Source organism: Isosphaeraceae bacterium EP7 (genome assembly GCA_038400315.1).
GTDB lineage: Bacteria > Planctomycetota > Planctomycetia > Isosphaerales > Isosphaeraceae > EP7.
Window position 1 is genome coordinate 3,181,948 of the sequence record CP151667.1, and the last position, 16,226, is coordinate 3,198,173.

Sequence of the window (16,226 nt, forward strand, 5' to 3'; positions counted from 1 at the left end):
GATGAGCAGCGCCGAAGCCAGCCGACCCGCCGCCGCGGGCGCCTCGACCACCGTGCAGGAGACCGGCCTGCTCGACAGGATCATCGCCCAGGGGAGGCTGGCCCGCGACGACGAGCAGCGGGCGCTGGCCAAGGACCTGATCGGCGAGTTCGTCGACCAGATCATGTCGGGCACGATGACCGTCTCGCCCGACACCTCGGCGATGATCAACGCGCGGATCGCGCAGATCGATGCCCTGCTGTCCGAGCAGCTCAACGCCATCCTCCACCACGAGGACTTCCAGAAGCTGGAGGCGTCGTGGCGCGGGCTGCACTACCTGGTGCACCAGGCCGAGACGGGCACCTCCTTGAAGCTGCGGGTGATGAACGCCAGCAAGAAGGACCTGCTCAAGGACATGGAGCGGGCCGCCGAGTTCGACCAGAGCGCCCTGTTCAAGAAGGTGTACGAGGACGAATACGGCATGTTCGGCGGGGCCCCGTTCGGCGCCCTGGTGGGCGACTACGAGTTCGGTCGGTCGCCGCAGGACATCTCGCTGCTGGAGAAGATCTCCAACGTCGCCGCCGCGGCGCACGCCCCGTTCCTGTCGGCCGCCAGCCCGCAGCTGTTCAACTGGGACGACTTCACCGAGACCTCCGGCCCGCGCGACCTGGCCAAGATCTTCGAGACGGCCGACTACACCAAGTGGCGCAGCTTCCGCAACTCCGACGACGCCCGCTACGTCGCGCTCGCCCTCCCTCATATCCTGATGCGTGAGCCCTACGGGCCCGAGACCGTCCCGGTGGAGGCGTTCAACTTCAAGGAGGACGTCGACGGCACCGACCACGGCAAGTACCTCTGGGGCAACGCCGCCTACGCCCTGGCCACCCGCCTGACCGACTCGTTCGCGCAGCACCACTGGTGCGCCTCGATCCGCGGCGTCGAGGGGGGCGGCCTGGTGCAGGGGCTCAAGACGCACACGTTCGCCACCGACGACGGCGAGGTGGCGCTGAAGTGCCCGACGGAGGTGGCCATCACCGACCGCCGCGAGAAGGAGCTCTCAGACCTGGGGTTCATGCCGCTGGTCCACTGCAAGAACACGGATTACGCCGCGTTCTTCGGCGCCCAGTCGTGCCAGAATGCCAAGACGTACAACGACGACTCGGCCAATGCGAACGCGCGGCTGGCCACGCAGCTCCCCTACATCCTGGCCACGTCGCGGATTGCGCATTACCTCAAGTCGATGATGCGTGACAAGGTCGGCTCGTTCATGAGCCGGACCGACGTCGAGCAATTCCTCAACGCCTGGATCCTCCAGTACGTCACCGAGGACGACACCGCGTCGGCGTCGGTGAAGGCCAGCCACCCGCTGCGCGAGGCCCGGATCGACGTCGAGGAGGTGCCCGGCAAGCCCGGCAGCTACCGCGCGATCGCCTACCTCCGGCCGCATTTCCAGCTGGAGGAGCTGACCGTCTCGCTGCGCCTGGTGGCCGAGCTGCCGCAGTCGGTGAAGTGAGTCATGCGCTCGGATCACCATATGTGATCCGGGCCGAATTCCGGGAATGTCGAGTCACTTCGCCGCCCGGCACTCGTATCAATCCATGAACACGGAGGCCGACGGACGGCCCCGCGAGATGAACCCCGGACGCGAAAGAAACCACGATGGCTGTTGATTACTTCCTGAAGCTCGATGGCGCGGGCATCAAGGGCGAGTCGCCCGTCGAGGGCCTGACCGACTACATGCAGATCGAGTCATACAGCTGGGGCGCGACGCAGACCGGGTCGTTCTCGCACGGGGGCGGCGGCGGCGGCGGCAAGGTGAGCATGCAGGACTTCCACTTCACGATGAAGACGAACAAGGCGTCGCCCAAGCTGATGGCCGCCTGCGCCAGCGGCGAGCACATCAAGACGGGGACGCTGATCGCCCGCAAGGCCGGCGGCAAGGCGGCCGTCCAGTTCCTCAAGGTCGTGATGTCCGACCTGCTGGTCTCCAGCTACCAGACCGGCGGCTCGGGCGGCGGCGACGAGATCCCGATGGACCAGATCAGCCTGAACTTCGCCAAGGTCGACTTCACCTACAAGGACCAGAAGGCCGACGGCACCGCGGGCAGCGACGTCGTGGGCGGCTGGGACCTGAAGAAGATGACCGCCGGCAAGTGACGCGGTCCCGGCGCGAACCGGCCCGACCATCGATCGTGTCGCCCCGCGGGGCGGCCGGCCCCGAACCCGGGGCCCGGCCGCCCCGGGCGCCGTCGACCTCATCGACGACCCTGACAGATCCCGATCCGAAGGACTGGCGCCGATGCCGCCACCGACCGTCGACCGCAAGCTCGTCGTCTCGATCCTCGACCGGCTCGTCGACGCCGACCCGGGCCGCCGTTCGGGGGAGTCGCCCGACCCGCCGGCTACCGTCGCCGCCGTCCGGGCCTCGGTCAAGCGCGACCTGGAATGGCTGCTCAACTGCAAGCGGTCGCCGATCGACCTGCCCGAGGACCTGCGGCACTTGCAAGTCTCCTCGCTGACGTACGGACTGCCCGACTTCACCGCGTCGAGCCTGAACGACCAGTCGCACCGCGACCAGCTGCGCCGGGCCATCGAGCAGGCCATCGCCCGGTTCGAGCCCAGGCTCACCCGGGTGCGCGTCAGCCTGGTGCGCGAGCCCGGCGTCGACCGCAACCTCCGATTCAAGATCGATGCCATGCTGAGGGCCGACCCCGCCCCCGTGGCCGTCACGTTCGACTCCACCCTGGAGCTGGCCACCCGCTCGTTCGTCGTGGGGGAGGACACCCTTTGATCGACGAGCTGCTGGGCTATTACAACAGCGAGCTGGAATATCTCCGCGAGATGGGGGCCGAGTTCGCCGGCAAGTACCCGCGCCTGGCGTCGAGGCTGCTGCTGGAGGCCGACAAGTGCGAGGACCCGCACGTCGAGCGGCTGCTGGAAGGGGTCGCCTTCCTCACCGCCCGGGTGCGCAAAAAGATCGACGACGAGTTCCCCGAGATCACCGACGGCCTGATCGGCCTGCTCCAGCCGCACTACCAGCGCCCCCTGCCGTCGATGACCGTCGTCCAGTTCGTCCCCGGCCGCGACGCGGCCAGGGCCGCCGAGCCGACGCGGATCGAGCAGGGCACCCGGCTCGACTCCAGGCCCGCCGCCGGCGGCCCCTGCCGGTTCCGTACCACCTCCCCGGTCGCGCTCTGGCCTGTGGACGTGGCCGCCGTCCGGCTCGACCTCGACCGCGTGAACGTCGAGGGCAAGCCCCCCGACGCCGTGGCTCTGCTGCAACTGACCTTGCGCCCCGCCGAGGGCCTGTCCTTCGGCCAGCTGGGCGCCATGGACCGGCTGCGGTTCTACCTGGACGGCACCGGGACCACCCCTTACGTCCTGCACGAACTCCTGCTGAATGACGCCCGGGGCGTGATGGCGCGGGGCCGCACGGCCGACGGTCGGGTCGAGCTGATCTCGCTGCCGCCCGACTGCCTCCGGCCGGTCGGCTTCGAGCCCGACGAGGCGATGTTCCCCCAGCCGGGGCACGCCTTCCCCGGCTACCGGTTGCTCCAGGAATTCTTCGCGTTCCCCCAGAAGTTCTTATTCGTCGATATGACGGGATTGTCCCGCCTGTCGACCCGCGGCTTCGTCGGCGACGTCGACCTGCTCGTCTTCCTGGGCCGCTCACCCCGGTCCGACCTGATGGTGCAGCCCGAGACCTTCCGCCTGGGGTGCGCCCCCGCGGTGAACCTGTTCCCGCTGATCACCGAGCCCATCGCCCTGTCCCAGGTTCAGCACGAGTACCGAGTCGTGCCCGACGTCGCGCGCCAGGGGACCACCGAGGTCTATTCCGTCGACGGCGTCAGCGGCTCGGACGGGTATCTCGGCAAGGCCGTCGAGTATCGGCCGTTCTACTCGGTGCAGCACGGCGCCGACGGCCGGCCGTCGGCCTACTGGCACGCCGCCCGACGGCCCTCGCCGCGCAAGGATGACCCGGGCACCGAGGTCTATCTCTCGTTCACCGACCCCGAGTTCAACCCGCGCGTGCCCGCCTCCGAGGTCATCACCGTCCGTGCCACCTGCACCAATCGCGACCTGCCGGCGAAGCTCCCCTTCGGCGGCGAGGCGGGCGACTTCACGGCCGAGGCCGGCGTCTCGCTCAGCCGGGTCCGCTGCCTGGTCAAGCCGACCAGGTCGCTGCGCCCCCCGTCGGGCCGGGGCGCCCAGTGGCGACTCATCTCCATGCTCTCGCTCAATCACCTGTCGATCTCGGACGACGGCGACGGCCGCGGCCTGGACGCCCTGCGCGAGATCCTCAGGCTGCACGACTTCGCCGACTCGCCCGCCACCCGGCAGATGATCGGCGGGATCGTCGGGCTGTCCTGCCGCCGCGTCGCGGGCCGGACGGGCCGCGCCTTCGGCCCGGCCGCCTGCCTGGGACAGGAGGTGACCGTCGAGTTCGACGAGGCCGAGTTCGCCGGCAGCAGCGCGTTCCTGCTGGCCTCGGTGCTCGACCGCTTCCTCGGCCTCTATGCCTCGATCAACTCATTCAGCCAGCTCGTCGCGCGGACCCGACAGCGGGAAGGAATCCTGAGAAAATGGCCCCCCCGAGCCGGCGACCGGCCCTTGCTCTAGCCGAGATCCTCGGCGCCGAGCCCCACCGATTCGACTTCTTCCAGGCCGTCCGCCTGCTCGGCCTGCTGCGCCCCGGCCGCGCGGCGGTGGGCCGCTCGGCGCGTCCCGGCCGGGAGATCGTCCGGTTCGCCGCCAGGCTCGGGCTGGCCTTCCCCCCCAGCTCCATTCACACGCTCAACGGCCTGGATGTCGGGGCGGGGGCCCCGCGCGCGGACGACCCGCCGCCGGTGATGACCGTCGCCTTCCTCGGCCTCACCGGCCCCTCGGGCGCGATGCCTCACGCCTACACGGAGCTCGTCCAGGAACGCAGGCGCGCCGGAGACGCCGGCCTGGCCGCCTTCCTCGACCTGTTCAACCACCGGCTCATCTCGCTCTTCTATCGGGCCTGGGAAAAGCACCGGCCGCTGGTTGCCGACGAGCAGGCGAGGCTCCGCGCCGTCGCGCACGGCCGCCCCGACGACGACGGGCTGAACCGCCACCTCATGGCGCTCATCGGCCTGGGGCTGCCCGCCCTGCGCGACCGCCAGGGGTTGCCCGACTCCGTCCCGCTGGCGTACGCGAACCTCTTCGCACGCCGTCAGCGGCCCGCCGTGATGCTCTCGGCCATGCTGCTCGACTACGCCGATTATCCCGTCGAGGTCATCCAGTTCCAGGGCTCATGGCTGGCCCTCGACCCCGCCGATCGGTCGCGGATGGGCCGCGCGGGGGGCTTCAACCGCCTGGGCGTCGACCTCGTGGTCGGGGGACGCGTCCGCGACGTCCAGGGCCGCTTCCGGCTACGCATCGGCCCGCTCGACCTCGGCCAGTACCGGGCCCTCCTGCCGGGCGGCCCGTCGCTGCGGCCGCTCGCCGAGCTGACCCGCCTCTATGTCGGCGGCGAGCTCTCCTTCGACGTCCAGCTCGTGCTGAAGGCCGACCAGGTCCCCCCGTGCCGGCTGGGTGCCACCCCCGGGGCCGGCGCCCGCCTGGGGCGCGACGCCTGGCTCGTCAGCCGGCCGAGGGAGGCCGACGCCGATGAGGCCGTCTTCCCCTCGGGAGTCTGAAGTCGACAGATGCCGGCATTTGTGTGTCCGATACGGCCATCAGCGGCCGTAACAGGTGCGGAACCCGACTTCCCGCGTCTGCTTGCCCGTCGCGGCGACGCATGAGACAATCCCCGACGCGACCCCGGCGGCGCGCGGGCAGATCCAACGGGCGGGACCCCGATCATGGCTCAAGGAACCGAGGCAGACGACGCGATGTCAGGACCGATCCAGTCCTCGCGGACCCTGCAAGTCGAGACCCCCCTGGGGCCCGACGCATTCATCCTCACCGGCATGATCGCCGACGAGGGGGTCTCGCAGCTCTACCAGATCGACCTGTCTCTCATCGCCACCAACGACACGCCCGTAGTCTTCGACCGGCTGCTCGGCAAGAAGGTGGGCGTGGCCGCCGAGCTGGAGGCCCTGGGGACTTATCGGCATTTCGGCGGCATCTGCAAGCGGATCACGCAGGGCTTCCGCGGCAACTACACGACCGATTACCGCATGGAGGTCGTCCCCACCCACTGGCTGCTGACGAGGCGCACCGACAGCCGGATCTTCCAGCAGAAGTCCGTCCCCGAGATCCTCAAGATCGTCCTCGCCGGGCTCGACGTCACCTATCAGCTCCAGGGCACCTACCCCAGTCGCGAGTTCTGCGCGCAGTACCGCGAGACCGACTTCCAGTTCGCCTCGCGGCTGATGGAAGACGAGGGGATCTTCTACTTCTTCACCCACGGGCCCGGCGGCGCGCACTCGATGGTCGTCGCCGACCACAACGACTCCTTCGTGCCCGACCCGGACCGCCCCGTCCTGGGGATGCGAGATTATCTCGAGGCCGACTACGGCATCGTCGCCTGGGAGCAGGGCCAGCAGCTCCGCTCGGGCCAGGTCACGCTCTTCGACCACCACTGGCAGCGGCCGCATCAGCATTTAGAGGGCAATTCGTCGTCGCCGCCGCCGGTCGTCGTGGGCAAGCACACCCACCCTCAGTCCGTCGGCAACAACGGCCAGCTGGAGCTCTACGACTACCCCGGCGGCTACGCCCACTGGTTCGACGGCGTCGATCATACCGGCGGAAGCCAGCCGGGCGACCTCGGGAAGATCGACCAGCAGGCTCCGCGCATCGCCCGCATCCGCCTCCAGGAGCAGCTCGCCGGCGGCATCGTCGCCGTGGGCGAGGGGGACGACCGCTCGATGGCCGCCGGCCGCAGGTTCACCATGAGGGGGCACCACGACGGCGACGGAGATTATATCTTCACATCCGTGCGCCACGAGATGCAGTCGACCGACTCCGTCCGGTCGGGCGGCTCGGCCTCCCCCTATCGCAACGAGTTCACCGCCATCCCCGCTGGCCAGCCCTACCGCCCCGCGCGGACCACGCCCAGGCCCTCCGTGCGCGGGCCGCAGACGGCCGTCGTCACCGGCCCCGCTGGCGACGAGATCTTCACCGATAAATACGGCCGCGTGAAGGTCCACTTCCACTGGGACCGCACCGAGAACCTGAAGGCCGACAGCTCGTGCTGGGTCCGGGTCGGCACCCCCTGGGCCGGCGCCGGGTGGGGCGCCGTGCAGATCCCGCGCATCGGTCAGGAGGTCATCGTCGACTTCGTCGAGGGAGACCCCGACCGCCCGATCATCACCGGCAGCGTCTTCAACGCCCAGATGATGCCCCCCTATACCCTGCCGGACAACAAGACCCAGAGCGGCCTGAAGACCCGCAGCACCCCCCAGGGCGGCCCCGAGAACTTCAACGAGCTGAGGTTCGAAGACAAGAAGGGCTCCGAACAAGTCTACATGCATGCCGAGCGAGACTTCGATCGGGTCGTCGAGAATAACGACACGCTCAAGGTGGGCAGCGCCAAGGCCGACGACGGCAGCCAGACCATCGAGATCTGGAAAGACCGCACCGAGACCGTCAAGACCGGCAACGAGAAGGTGACCGTCGAGAAGGGCAACCGCGACGTCGTCGTCGCCATGGGCAACGACTCTCACGCCATCAAGATGGGCAACCGCAACGTCGTGATCGACATGGGGAACGACTCGCTCAAGATCAAGATGGGCAACCAGACCACCAAGCTCGACCTGGGTGCCAGCAGCACCGAGGCCCTGCAATCGATCACCCTGAAGGTGGGCCAGAGCAGCCTTACCATCGACCAGATGGGCGTCACTATCAAGGGGATGAAGGTCACCGTCCAGGGGCAGGTCATGACCGAGGTGAAGGGCGCCATGGTGATGGTGCAGGCCGACGCGATGCTCAAGATGGGCGGCGGCGTCACCATGATCGGCTGAGCCTCGGAATCGGATCGACACGCGACACGCCCAGACACGGCCGGGACCGGACATGAGCCAGACGACCACATCCATGAAAACGGGCTTCACCGCCGAGACCGCCACGCAGGTCGTCGGCCGGTACGCCGCCGCCGACGAGACGAAGGCCCTGGCCGACCCGGGCCTCGCCCCCCCCGCGTTCGTCAATCTCCTGGCCGGCAAGGGCCTGCACACCGAGGCCATCAAGGCCCTGGCCCACGCCATTCCCCCACGCGAGGCCGTCTGGTGGGCCTGCCTCTGCGTCCGCAGGGCCGCCGGCCTGGGCAAGACGCCGCCGCGTGAACAGATCGACGCGCAAGCCGCCGCCGAGGCCTGGGTCTCCGACCCATCCGAGCCCAACCGCCGCGCCGCGCAGGCCGCCGCCGACCTCGCCGGCCTGGCCACCCCCGCCGGCTGCGCCGCCGTCGCCGCCTTCTGGTCGGGCGGCAGCCTGGGGCCCCCCGACGTGCCGGCCATCCCCCCCGGCCCCTACCTGACGGCCCACGGCGCCGCCTGCGCCGTGATCCTTGCCACCGTCACCACCACCCCCGAGAAGGCCCCCGACGCGTTCGCCGCCGACCTCGCCCTGGGCCTGGAAGTTGCCGCAGGCAAGCACCCCTGGCCCGAAGCCCCACGCCAGGCCTCGGCCCCGGACGCGTCTTCATCATCCGTGGCCCCGAAAGCCCGGCCCGTCGTCCCCTTCTCAGACCCCGACCCGATGCCCAGGGCCGCCGGCCCGGGGCCGATGCCCGCAGCGCCGGCCGGCCCGCAAGGCCCCGCGCGCCGCCCCTCAAACTGGGACTGAACTATGCCCCAGCCCGCAGCCCGCGTCGGCGACATGCACGTCTGCGCCCTGGTCACCGTCCTGGTCCCGCACGTCGGCGGCCCCATCCTGCCGCCCGGCGGGCTCCCCGTCCTCATCGGCGGCCTGCCCGCCGCACGCGTGGGCGACATGGCCGTCTGCGTCGGGCCCCCCGACGTCATCGTCCTGGGCAGCTTCACCGTCCTCATCGGCGGCCTGCCCGCCGCACGCATGGGCGACCTCACCGCGCACGGCGGCGTCATCGCCATGGGCTATCCGACCGTCCTCATCAACTGATCCGCCCGCCGGGAGCCCTCGGACCTCCTCCGCGAGTCAAGTCGGCCACGTCCCCCCATCGAACCCGCAGGAACGCCCCATGGCCCTCGACTCAGGCGCACTCATCAGGACCCTCAACACGGCCAGCCGCGACGCCCTGATGGACGCCGCCAACCGCTGCCTGGTGCGCACCAATCGGAGCGTCGAGGTCGAGCACTGGCTCTCGGCCCTCGTCGATGGCCCCGACGCCGACGTCCCGCGCATCCTCCGCTATTTCGACATCAGCCCCGCCCACCTCGGCCGGGACATCAACCGCGCCCTCGACGCCCTGCGCACCGGCAACGACCGCACACCCGCGCTGGCCGAGCCCATCGCCGACCTCATCCGCGAGGCCTGGCTCCTCGCCTCCGTCCAGTTCGGCCTCGCCAAGGTCCGCACCGGCACGCTCTTGCTGGCCCTGGTCTCCGACCCCGCGCTCGCTCGGCTGGCACGCGGGATCTCGCCCGAGCTCGCCAAGGTCTCGCCCGAGGCGCTCGCCGGCAACTTCCTCAAGATCGTCGCCGGCTCCCCCGAGGACGAGTCGCCCGCCGATGCCGGCAGGGCCTCGTCGCCCTCGACGGCCGACGCGACTTCCCCGATGTCGACCAAGTCGCCGGCGCTTGACCAGTACACCGTCGACCTCACCGCCAGGGCACGCGCCGGCAAGATCGACCCGGTGCTGGGGCGTGACTCCGAGGTCCGCCAGATGGTCGATATCCTCATCCGCAGGCGCCAGAATAACCCGATCCTCACCGGCGAGGCGGGCGTCGGCAAGACCGCTGTCGTCGAGGGGTTCGCCCGCAGGATCGCCGCCGGTGATGTTCCCCCGGCGCTCGCCAACGTCTCCCTGCGCACGCTCGACCTCGGCCTCTTGCAGGCCGGCGCCGGCGTGAAGGGGGAGTTCGAGAATCGCCTGAAGCAGGTCATCGAGGAGGTGAAGGCATCAACCGTCCCCATCATCCTCTTCATCGACGAGGCCCACACCCTCATCGGAGCTGGCGGGCAGGCCGGCCAGAATGACGCGGCGAACTTGCTGAAGCCCGCGCTCGCCCGCGGCGACCTCCGCACGATCGCCGCGACGACCTGGGCCGAATACAAGAAATACTTCGAGAAGGACGCCGCGCTCGCCCGCAGGTTCCAGGTCGTCAAGGTCGAGGAGCCCGCCGAAGACCGGGCCATCGAGATGATGCGCGGGATTACCGGCATGCTCGAAGCCCACCACGGCGTACGCATCCTGGACGAGGCCGTCGAGGCGTCGGTCAAGTTCTCCGCCAGGTACATCCCCGGCCGACAGCTCCCGGATAAGTCCGTCAGCCTGCTGGACACCGCCTGCGCCCGAGTCGCCATCAGCCAGGGGGCCATCCCGCCCGCCGTCGAGGACGCCCGCCGTCGGATCGAGGTCCTCGACGTCGAGATCGGCATCCTCCGCCGCGAGGCCGCTTCGGGCGCCCCCCACGTCGATCGCCTCGCCGAGCGTGACGAGGACCTCGAAGCCGCGAAGGCCCGCCTCGCCGCCCTCGAAGCACGCTGGGAGGCCGAGAAAACAGTCGTCGCCCGCGTCCGCGCCCTCCGCGAACAGATCGAGGCCCGCCACGCGCAAGGGCAGGGGGATGACGCCGCCCTCGCCGATCTCGAGGCCGCCACCGCCGAGTTGCGTGCGCTCCAGGGCGAGTCCCCCCTGATGCACACCTGCGTCGACGGCCAGGCCATCGCCGAGGTCGTCGCCGGCTGGACCGGCATCCCCGTCGGCAAGATGCTGGCCGATGAAATTCACACGCTCTTGAACCTTCAGGATCGCCTCGGCGAGCGAGTCATCGGCCAGGCCCACGCCCTGCACGCGATCGCCCAGCGGGTGCGCACGTCGCGGGCCAACCTCACCGACCCCCGCCGCCCCGTGGGCGTCTTCCTCCTCGTCGGCCCCAGCGGCGTGGGCAAGACCGAGACCGCACTGGCCCTGGCCGACGCCCTGTATGGCGGCGAGCGGAACCTCGTCACCATCAACATGAGCGAGTATCAGGAGTCGCACACCGTCTCGGGACTGAAGGGCTCGCCCCCCGGCTACGTGGGCTATGGGGAAGGGGGGGTGCTCACCGAGGCCGTGCGCCGCAAGCCGTACTCTGTGGTGCTGCTCGACGAAGTCGAGAAAGCCCACCCGGACGTCATGGAACTCTTCTTCCAGGTCTTCGACAAGGGGCTCCTCGAGGACGGCGAGGGCCGCGCGATCGACTTCAAGAACACGATCATCCTCCTGACCTCCAACGTCGGAACCGCCACCGTCATGGCCCTCTGCGCCGACCCCGAGACCGCCCCAGACCCCGGCCCGCTCGCCGAATCGATCCGCCCCGACCTGCTCAAGGCCTTCCCTCCCGCGCTCCTGGGCCGGATGATCACCGTGCCGTATTACCCCATCTCCGACGACGTGATGCGCCGGATCATCGGCCTTCAGCTCGGCCACATCGCCGCCCGACTGAAAAAGAACCACAAGTCGACCTTTACCTATTCCGACGCCCTCATCGACGCCGTCGCCGCCCGCTGCCTCGAAGTGGACAGTGGCGCCCGCAACGTCGACCACATCCTGACCCGGTCCCTCCTTCCCGAGCTCTCCGAGGCCATCCTCGCCCGCATGGCATCCGGCCAATCCACCACGAGTGTCAATGCAACCCTTGACTCCGACGGGAAGTTCACCTACGAGATCGCCTGAGGGAAGCAGCGAGATGCAGGCCGGCTCGAAACGGTCCCGGCCCTTCGGAGATCCGACCTGCTTTTTTGCCCCGGGCCGTCGAGCGGTATCGACCATGAGGAACGGCACGACCACAAGCGCAAGCGGACCCTCGCCTCGATCGAGGAGCTGCGCGAGTTCATCCACGTCGTCGCCCTGATGCGGCTATACGACTCGCCCGACCTCCACGGGGTCGGGCACATCCCCTCTCGCAACATCATCAAACTCGATCATACCTACTTATCAAAGTGCCCCCAGATGCTCGCGGTGATCGGCAACCTGGCCCCGATCGACTCGCGAGGCGCCGCCGGCGACTCGATCCTGCGGGCCGTCTTCGAGGTCGAACTGCTCGCCAGCGCCATCACCACCAAGCTCCAATCCAAGGTAGAATCGGTGCGGTCGGCCACAACGCCCGGCTGATCTTCGGGAACGTCCCCCGAGGTCGACGCCGTGGCCGCCCGCCACCGCGAGCTTCCACCCATGCGCATCATCATTATGTCTCAAATTCGACGTTCCGACCTCGCCGTCCTTCTCCTGCCGGCCGCAGTGCTCTTCGCAACCATTTCGCCGCCAATCGCCAGGGCGCAAGCCCCTTCCAGCTACGACCAGATCGCCCCCGTGCTGCTGGGCAAGGAGGCGTTCAAAGATCGGATGGCCAAGGACAAGGCCGACAAGGCGGCCGTGATGGCCCGCCAGCAGGACCTTCTGAAGGCCCGATACGACCTCGCATCGAAGCCCCATCAAACCTCCAAGATGACACGCGGCAAGCCGATCCAGGTCGGCCCGGCCGCCAGGCTTCCGCAGGGCCTGACCTGGGACCAGCTCGCCGCGATGCCCTCGGCCGAGATCCGCGAGAAGGGCCTGTTTCCCGCGGGCTTCCTCCCCCTGCCGCACCCCAAGCATGAGGTGGGCGGCATGCTGTTCTCGCAGGTCGAGATCAAGGCGTTGCCTCGGCTGGAGCGGTTCGACCTCGACTTCGACCTGCCCGACCACTTCCTCCCCGAGTTCCCGCCAGCCATGTTCCTGACCTCCCGCACCGACCTGGGCGACGTCTCCCAGGGGAAGGTCGTGACCGTCGAGAACTTCCAGGAGATCTTCGCCGGGATCCTCAACGCCAAGGACCTGGAGGGGCTGCGGCTCCTGGTGACGCAGTTCCCGCAGCAGCAGTTCAACGCCACGGCCGACCGCAAGACCGAGAGCCCGCTCGGCATGCAGGGGGTCTCCTGCTTCGACTGCCACGTCAACGGCCACACCTCGGCCGCGACCCACCTCGCCGGCGACATCCGCCCGCAGTCGCACCGCCGGCGGATCGACACAACCAGCCTCCGAGGCGTGAACATCCAGCGACTCTTCGGCTCCCAGAGGGCCCTGAAGACGATTGAGGACTTCACCGAGTTCGAGCAGCGCGGGGCCTACTTCGACGGCGACCACGTCTCCGCGGCGGCCAAGGGGGTGAATCCCCTGGAGCGGGGCAGCCAGGTCCACTTCATGTCCGAAGTGCAGGAGCTGCTCGACTTCCCGCCCGCGCCGGACCTGAACGTCTTCGGCAAGCTCGACCCCGCCAAATTTGGGGCCGATTCCCCGGAGATGCGAGGCCAGACACTCTTCAGCGGCAAGGCCCAGTGCGCGACCTGCCACCCCGCCCCCTACTACACCGACAACCTGATGCACGACCTGAAGGTCGACCGCTTCTACAAGACCCAGACCATCAACGGCCTCGTCGCCACCAGCCAGGGGCCCATCAAGTCGTTCCCCCTGCGAGGCATCAAGGAGTCTCCCCCTTACCTCCACGACGGCCGCTTGCTCACGCTGGAAGACACCGTCGAGTTCTTCAACCTGATCCTCGAATTGAAGCTGAACGCCCAGGAGAAGGCCGACCTCGTCGCCTTCATGCTCCAGCTCTGATCCGTCGATCGAGGGGCGGCCGCTCGAACGTCGGCCGCCCCCCCTTTTCAAGCTTACTTCGCGCCGTCGTCGAGCCTCTTCGCCGTCTTCTCGGCCCCATCATGGCGCAAGATGATGTGCGTGACCTCGCCCCGTTCATCCTTCACGAACGTGACCAGATCGTCGGCGGTCGGCTTGAGGAAGAACGAGGTCTCCGACTCCGGGAAGACCTCGGTCTTGCCCTCGTCGGTCGCCTGGGCCATGAGCCGATCCCCATCGCGGGTGATCGTCAGGATCTCATGCTTGCCCATCTCATAGCGGCCGATGTAGGCGTCGTAGAGTTTTGGATCAACCTTGGCCACCTTGTGGACCGCGGCGCCGATGGCCTTCAACGCTCCCTTGCCGGCCAACAGGTAAGCGTTCAAGATGTTGTCGAACTTCTGAGCGTCGTCGTTGTTCACGAGGAAGACGTAACCGATGCCCTTCTCTCGATCCATCACCGACTTGCTGGTGAACCCCGTGTTCCTCCCCCCGTGCCCGTAATGGACCCCTTGCGGCGTCTCCTCGATCGCGACACCCAGGCCCCACGACGAATTCACGCGATCCGGGACCTTCACCTGGGGGCGGAGCATCTCCTTCGAGGTCGCTTCTTCCAGCCCTTTGCCCTGGACCACGGCGATCAGGAACTTGGCATATTCCCCGGCGGAGACATGCAGGCTCGCCGCCATGTTCGGCTGGTCGGGCTTCCCTTTCGACAGCGGCGACCTGCCGCCGTGGCCGGTCGCGGTCATCCGCGCCACGTCGTCGGTCCAGATGAGCGAGGCGTGCTCGATGCCCAGCGGCGTGAAGACGTCCTCGCGGCAGAGGTCGACCAGCGTGCGGCCGGTGAGCTTCTCGACGACCTTGCCGAGATAGACGAATCCCTCGCCCGAGTAGGAGACCTCGGTGCCCGGGGTGAACTTGATGTCGAGCTTGCCTGTCCGCCAGTTCGGGAACCCGGTCCGGTGGGTCAGGACCATCCGGGCCGTGATGAGCTTGTAGCGGTCGTCGTGGGCGATATCCTCGTAAGGCAGATACGTATGCAGCGGCGTGTCGAGGTCGAGAACGCCCCGGTCCACCAGTCGCATCACGATGTAGGCGAAGACGGGCTTCGTCATCGACGCCGCCTCGAACACCGTGTCATCCGCGACCGGCTCGGCGCTCGCCGCGTTCTTGACGCCGAACCCCCGATGGTAAACGATCTTCGAATCCTTGATGACGGCGACCGAGATCCCGGGCACGGAGTAATAATCCAGGTAGGCCGACATCACACGATCGAGCTCCTCGGCATTGAAGGGCTCGGAGCCGCGGAGCACCCCTTCCTCGCCGATGAGGCCGGGCCAGGGCACGGGCGTGACGTGCAGCGGGGGCACCTCAGCGACCTTGCCCTCCTCGACTTCGATCGCGACGCTCGCGTCCGTCTTCACTCGGACGTCCGCCGAGTCGACCGGCCGAATGACAAAAGAACCAATGGGAACGTCCGACGCCTTGTAAGCCCCGGACGGGTCGACGATGCCCTCGACCGCGAGATGCGGAAACCGGGTCGACCGGGCCAGCACGTGGGAGGGGAGTGCCGAGGCCGACGCTTCCTCCCATGAAATCCGGCCGGAGATCTCGCCGAATTTCGTGTCGGGCCCGACGAGCAGGACTTCGCCGCACCGGTCGGGCTGGTCGAGCTTCTGCGTCCCGGTCCCCCAGGAGAGCCACGAGAACGAGCCGTCCTCGTCTTTATCCGCAACCGAGACGTCGAAGCCGATCGTCCGCTCGGGACTGAGATCGACGGCCACCTCGATTCGCCACTCGTACACAATCCGTGAATCGGCGCGGACCACGGTCACCTTCATCGTCTTGTCGGTGACCTCCGGGGGCCCGACGACCATGTTCTCCTTCCCGTACCGGGCATACTGGATGAGCCGAGGGCCGGTCGCGGCATGGGTCGCATCGAGGAACAACTCGCAGCTATCCTGGCTGTTCCAGGTCGGCTTGCCGGGCCCGTCCGCGATGACCGAGTCGTCTTTCACTTCCACGGCGACATAGATTGCGTGCTCTTGCGCGTCGTAGGCGATGCGGAACGTGGCGGCCAGGTCGGCCTCGCCCTTGAGCGTGTCGCCGTCCTCCACCCGCGCGATGGGCTGCGCCTTCAGGCCCGCGGGCCAGTCGGAAAGGTTGCCGTCGACGACGATCCCGCGTGCCGGGTACGCCACGGCGACTGCCCCGTTGTGGCCGAACGAGCGGCCCGGTGCGATCAGGGTCGCCAGCGCGAGAAACACGGCAAACCTGCCGCCGATGGAACGAGAGCCAGCATCGATGCCCATGAAGTTCACCCCCGATGGATCGAGGTCGCGCGGGCCGGAATCGGCCGTCGCGGCGCCTCGATCGGTCGTACCCTGGATCTTCGCGGGGGCCGGCCCCGGCCGTGACGCCCCCACGCAACACTCCACACCAGTCCGGCGTCGACTTGAACGAAAATTCCGGCTTCGGCCCCGGAGCCCGGTATTCACGCCCCGCCGAGATTTCCCGTCCAATCACGGCTCACGCC

The 16,226-nt window shown here is 68.6% G+C and carries 12 protein-coding genes; 11 read left to right on the forward strand and 1 reads right to left on the reverse strand.

What is annotated here, in order from left to right:
- Position 1: 1 nt before the first annotated feature.
- The 11 genes from tssC (at position 2) to EP7_RS12340 (ending at position 13,669) form a co-directional block, all read left to right on the forward strand.
- A complete protein-coding gene (gene tssC / locus EP7_RS12290) occupies positions 2-1,492 on the forward strand; it encodes a type VI secretion system contractile sheath large subunit (protein ID WP_463528142.1) in 1,491 nt (496 codons plus the stop codon).
- A gap of 146 nt (positions 1,493-1,638) precedes the next feature.
- Entirely contained in the window at positions 1,639-2,136 is a 498-nt protein-coding gene (locus tag EP7_RS12295; protein ID WP_463528143.1) for an Hcp family type VI secretion system effector, read from the forward strand.
- Positions 2,137-2,278: 142 nt separating this feature from the next.
- Positions 2,279-2,770, forward strand: coding sequence for a type VI secretion system baseplate subunit TssE (tssE, locus tag EP7_RS12300; RefSeq protein ID WP_463528144.1), 492 nt, complete (start codon positions 2,279-2,281; stop codon positions 2,768-2,770).
- The gene (gene tssF / locus EP7_RS12305) at positions 2,767-4,599 is read left to right on the forward strand and encodes a type VI secretion system baseplate subunit TssF (RefSeq protein WP_463528145.1); all 1,833 of its coding nucleotides are present in this window, start codon (positions 2,767-2,769) and stop codon (positions 4,597-4,599) included. Before tssE ends, tssF begins: the two co-directional genes overlap by 4 nt.
- Positions 4,563-5,642: a type VI secretion system baseplate subunit TssG gene (gene tssG / locus EP7_RS12310; RefSeq protein WP_463528146.1), complete on the forward strand. Its 1,080-nt coding sequence runs from the start codon at positions 4,563-4,565 to the stop codon at positions 5,640-5,642. The genes tssF and tssG overlap by 37 nt, the downstream gene beginning before the upstream one ends.
- A 195-nt stretch (positions 5,643-5,837) precedes the next feature.
- Complete coding sequence (locus tag EP7_RS12315; RefSeq protein ID WP_463528147.1) at positions 5,838-7,910, forward strand: type VI secretion system Vgr family protein; 2,073 nt, start codon at positions 5,838-5,840, stop codon at positions 7,908-7,910.
- A 52-nt stretch (positions 7,911-7,962) separates the two neighbouring features.
- On the forward strand, positions 7,963-8,733 hold the full coding sequence (locus tag EP7_RS12320; RefSeq protein ID WP_463528148.1) for a DUF6931 family protein: 771 nt from the start codon (positions 7,963-7,965) through the stop codon (positions 8,731-8,733).
- A gap of 3 nt (positions 8,734-8,736) precedes the next feature.
- Positions 8,737-9,027, forward strand: a complete 291-nt coding sequence (locus EP7_RS12325) for a PAAR domain-containing protein (protein WP_463528149.1) — start codon at positions 8,737-8,739, stop codon at positions 9,025-9,027.
- 79 nt (positions 9,028-9,106) lie between these two features.
- A complete protein-coding gene (gene tssH / locus EP7_RS12330; RefSeq protein WP_463528150.1) occupies positions 9,107-11,746 on the forward strand; it encodes a type VI secretion system ATPase TssH in 2,640 nt (879 codons plus the stop codon).
- A gap of 177 nt (positions 11,747-11,923) precedes the next feature.
- Entirely contained in the window at positions 11,924-12,184 is a 261-nt protein-coding gene (locus tag EP7_RS12335; protein ID WP_463528151.1) for a hypothetical protein, read from the forward strand.
- 60 nt (positions 12,185-12,244) lie between these two features.
- Positions 12,245-13,669: a cytochrome B6 gene (locus tag EP7_RS12340; protein WP_463528152.1), complete on the forward strand. Its 1,425-nt coding sequence runs from the start codon at positions 12,245-12,247 to the stop codon at positions 13,667-13,669.
- Positions 13,670-13,722: 53 nt separating this feature from the next.
- Here the strand turns inward: EP7_RS12340 and EP7_RS12345 are convergent, their stop codons facing one another.
- Positions 13,723-16,002 (reverse strand): serine hydrolase, encoded by a 2,280-nt coding sequence (locus EP7_RS12345; protein ID WP_463528153.1) that lies wholly within the window; start codon positions 16,000-16,002, stop codon positions 13,723-13,725.
- Between the last annotated feature and the right edge of the window lie 224 nt (positions 16,003-16,226).